Annotated in this window: 3 protein-coding genes; 1 reads left to right on the top strand and 2 read right to left on the bottom strand. The window is 72.8% G+C overall.

What is annotated here, in order from left to right:
• On the top strand, positions 1–1,186 hold a 1,186-nt coding region (locus EF918_RS33420), incomplete at its 5' end, for an NPCBM/NEW2 domain-containing protein (protein ID WP_185922045.1).
• A 20-nt stretch (positions 1,187–1,206) separates the two neighbouring features.
• Here the strand turns inward: EF918_RS33420 and EF918_RS33415 are convergent.
• Positions 1,207–2,106, bottom strand: a complete 900-nt coding sequence (locus EF918_RS33415) for a formylglycine-generating enzyme family protein (RefSeq protein WP_185922044.1) — start codon at positions 2,104–2,106, stop codon at positions 1,207–1,209.
• An 80-nt stretch (positions 2,107–2,186) separates the two neighbouring features.
• Complete coding sequence (locus EF918_RS33410) at positions 2,187–3,656, bottom strand: sulfatase (RefSeq protein WP_260610923.1); 1,470 nt, start codon at positions 3,654–3,656, stop codon at positions 2,187–2,189.
• Positions 3,657–3,990 lie beyond the last annotated feature (334 nt).

The following is a 3,990-nucleotide window of genomic DNA, read 5'->3' as shown; positions in this document are numbered from 1 at the left end:
GAGGAGCGGCGGAGAGCCCGTCCACGTCGGCGGCGCCCCCGCCCCCGCCGACGTGGACGGGCTCTCCGCCGCTCCTCTGCTCGCCGGCAGCGCCGACTCGGCGCGCCACGGGCACCTGTACTGGTTCCGCGACGAACTGGGGGTCACCAGCCGGGCCGACGCCCAGGACAAGAAGCGCGCCACCTGGCTCGCCGAGGCGGTCCGCCGGGAGAACTGGAAGGCCGTGCGCTTCGCCCCCGAACGCGACCACAACCTCCCCGACGAGAAGTGGCAGGTGGAGCTGTACGACCTGGCGTCCGATCCCGGCGAGGCCTCCGACGTCGTCGACAAGCACCCGGCCACGGCCACGGAACTGGTGGCGCTGATGCGCTCCTCGTGGAAGGACACCTACCCGCGCACCCCGTTCGGAACCCGTCTGACGCTGCCCCGGCTCGCCGTCCCCGGCCAGGCGTTCACCGTGACCGCCACCCTGGACAACGGCTCCGCCCGGCCCTGGACCGCGGCGGCCCTCGGCCTACGCGCCCCTGCCGGGTGGACCGTGACCGCAGCCTCCCCGACCACCGCGGAGCAGCTGGCCGTCGGCGCCCGGCTCACCGCCTCCTGGCAGGTCGCACCGCCCGCGGACGCCGCCCCCGCGACCTCGTGGGAGCTCACCGCGGAGGGCACCGCCCTCACCCCGGCCGGCCCGGTCCGCTACCCGGCGACAGGCACCGTTCCGACCCCGCCCCCCGCTCCCACCCGCAACTCCTACCTCTCGGACCTCACCTGGATCAGCGCCACCAACGGCTGGGGGCCGGTGGAACGCGACACCTCCAACGGCAGGAGCGCCGCCGGGGACGGCCCGCTGATCTCCTTCGGCGGCACGACGTACCCCAAGGGTCTGGGCGTCCACGCGCCCAGCGACATCGCCTACCACCTGGGCGGCGCCGCCGTACGGTTCACCTCCCTGGTCGGCATCGACGACTTCTCCGCCAAGCAGAGCACCCTCGGCGCCACCCGCGCCAAGGTCTACGGCGACGACCGCCTGCTCCTCACCACCCCCACCCTCACGGCGGCCACCGGCCCGGTCCAGGTCGACCTGGACGTACGGGGCGTCCGCGTCCTGCGGCTGGTGGTCGAGGACGCCAACAACCGCACGTCCTTCGACCACACCTCCTGGGCCCTGGCCCGGGTCACCGTGTCCTGACCGCGCCCCCGCGTCCGCCCCTACGCGGGGTCGGCGGCCACGCGGAACCCGATGTTGCCGGTCGAGCTGTCGGGCGTGTTGGAGCTGCGCGCGGCGACGCGGTAGCGGTTGCAGTAGGAGTCGTGGCAGAGGTACGAGCCTCCGCGCATGGCACGGGACGTCTCCTCGCCGGGGGTGAACCAGTCCGCGCACCACTCCCAGACATTGCCGACCGTGTTGTAGAGGCCGAAGCCGTTGGGCCGGAAGGATGTGACGGGGGCGGTGGAGACGTAGCCGTCGGCACCGGTGTTGAGCACGGGGAACTCGCCCTGCCAGATGTTGCACAGGTATCGGCCCCCGGGCGTGAGCTCGTCGCCCCACGGATAGCGGCGCTGCTCCAGGCCGCCGCGGGCCGCGTACTCCCACTCGGCCTCGGTGGGCAGGCGGGTGCCGGACCAGGCGCAGTACGCCTGGGCGTCGTTCCAGGACACGTGGACGACGGGGTGGCTCTGCCGGTCGGTGACGTCCGAACCGGGCCCTTCGGGGCGGCGCCAGCTGGCGCCCTCCACCGCCCGCCACCACGGGACGGCCGCCACGGGCGCGGAGACCGCGGCGATCTCGTCGGCGAGGAAGGCCCCGAAGGTGAAGGAGAAGCCGAAGCGTTCGGCATCGGTGGTGTAGCCGGTGGCCTTGGCGAAGGTGGCGAACTGGGCATTGGTCACGGTCGTGGCCGCGATCCGGAAGGGCTCCACGGCCACCTCGCGGACCGGCCCCTCGGCGTCCGCGGGGAAGCCCTCCGGGTCGTCGGTGCCCATGAGGAAGCGCCCACCGGGCAGGCGGAGCAGCTGCCGGGCCACCCGGGAGGCCGGGGGCGCGGGCGGCGGCGGCGCGAGGGTGAGCGTCGGGGCATGGGCGTGGCCGGGGGTGCAGCAATCGGACATGGCGCTCCGTCGGGACGATGGGCGGCCGGGCGCCCGTACCTCGCGGTGAGGGCGCCCGGCCGGAGTTTCCGGGGTGCAGGTCAGGCCACGCGGTCGGCGGCGAGCCGGGCGGCCAGGGCGGGGATGCCGAGAGCCTGCTCGTCGGCCCCAGTGGCCTGGTGGAGCTTGTTGGTCAGCTGGTACGGGTCGTTCACCAGGTCGTAGTACTCGCGGAACTTCACCTGGCCGGTGCCGGAGACCGTGCCGTTCGCGTCGGTCGTCAGGTCGTAGTACTCGGTGTACTGCTTGTCCTTGGCGACGTACGAGGACCAGGTCGGCACCCCGCCGGTGGCGGTGCCCTGCTTCCACCACTCCACCAGCAGGTGGTCGCGGTTGAAGGAGGAGAGCAGGGACCGGCCGTCCTGGGGAGCGGCGGGGGTGATGCCCGCCGCGTCGAGGATGGTCGGCGCGATGTCGATGTTCGCAACGATGCGCTGGTCCACGGTCCCGGCGCCCCGCCCGCCGGCCGGCCAGGAGAGGTAGAAGGGCACCTCGTGAGCCGGGCGGTAGGGGACCGACTTGGCGGTCCAGCCGTGGTCGCCCCAGCTGAAGCCGTTGTCGCCGATGTAGATGACGAGGGTGTTGTCGAGCTGGCCCAGGGCCTGGAGCTTGTCCCTGAAGGCCTGCACCGCGTCATCGACGGAGAGCAGCGTGCGCAGCTGCTCGGCGCGGACGGTCCGACCGTCGGCGAGGGTACCGGTGGCGTTCTTGATGTAGGCCGGCTTGTCGCTGCGGTCGTTCTCGGGGACCGAGGGCCGGCCGCTCCAGTCCGGCACGGGGGTGTCGGCGTACTTCGCTTCGGGGGTCCGCGGGCCGTGGGAGGCGTACGGGGTGACGTACGCGAACCAGGGCCGGGGGTCGGTCGCGGCCTTGTCGAGGAAGTTCAGGGTGCGGTTCTTGACGATGTGGGTGGTGTAGCCGTTGATCGTCTGGACGGTGCCGTTGACGTTCCACTGGGCGTCGACGTACGCGGGCTGGAGGAGGGCGAACTCCTCGAAGTGGGGCGGGGCGTCGGCCAGGGCCCAGGAATTGAGGTACTTGCCGAACAGGCCGGTGCGGTAGCCCGCCTGTTCGAGGTACTTCTGCACGGTGGTGCTCTGGTCGAGCGCGTCGGCGGACCGGTTGTTGCGCACACCGTGGTTGTGGGCGTGGCGGCCGGAGAACACGCTCGACCGCGAGGGCGCGCACAAGGGGGTGGTGACGTGACCGTGGGTGAACTTCACGCCTTGGTCGGCGAGCCAGGCGACGGTCTTGGGCAGGGCCCATTCGGTGTGCTTCGGCTGGTCGTCGGTGACGATCAGCAGGATGTTCGGCCGGCCCGCGGCAGCGACGGCGGCGCCGGCTCCGGCGACCTGCCCGAGAACGGGCACGGCGGTGGCGGCTGCCACGGCGGCGGCGCCACCGAGAAAGCCGCGGCGGCTCACCGGGGGTCGTCCGTTCTCGCCGTTCGCGCTGTTCCTGCTGTGTGTTGTGTGCGCGCTGTTCGCGCTGCTCTCGCTCACGATGTCCATTCCTCCTGGAGGCGTCGCCACATGAGGGCACGGCAGGCGGGCGGCTTCGCGCTGCCTGCTGCGGTGCGAAGGGGAAGAGACGGGAGTCAGGCGGGGGCCGCCAGGTGGGGATCCCGTGGGGGAAGAGGGGCGCGATCAGCGCGCCGGGGCGACCGTACACAGGGCGCTCGCCGTACGCCCATGGTCGACGGGGCGGCGCACCGTAAGGATTGCTGCTGCCATGGCGACGAGCGTAGGTGCAGCGGAAGCGGGGTTCCATGTACGGCAGATGAAAAGGAGAGCGCCGTCCGCTCCCGCCAGGCGGCGGGTGGCCGGGGCCGGGGCCGGGGCCGGC

Origin of the sequence: Streptomyces sp. WAC06614 (assembly GCF_003949795.1) — a bacterium.
Taxonomy (GTDB): domain Bacteria; phylum Actinomycetota; class Actinomycetes; order Streptomycetales; family Streptomycetaceae; genus Streptomyces.
The sequence above is the reverse complement of the archived record's forward strand: the minus strand, read 5'-3'. Positions and strand labels throughout refer to the sequence as shown.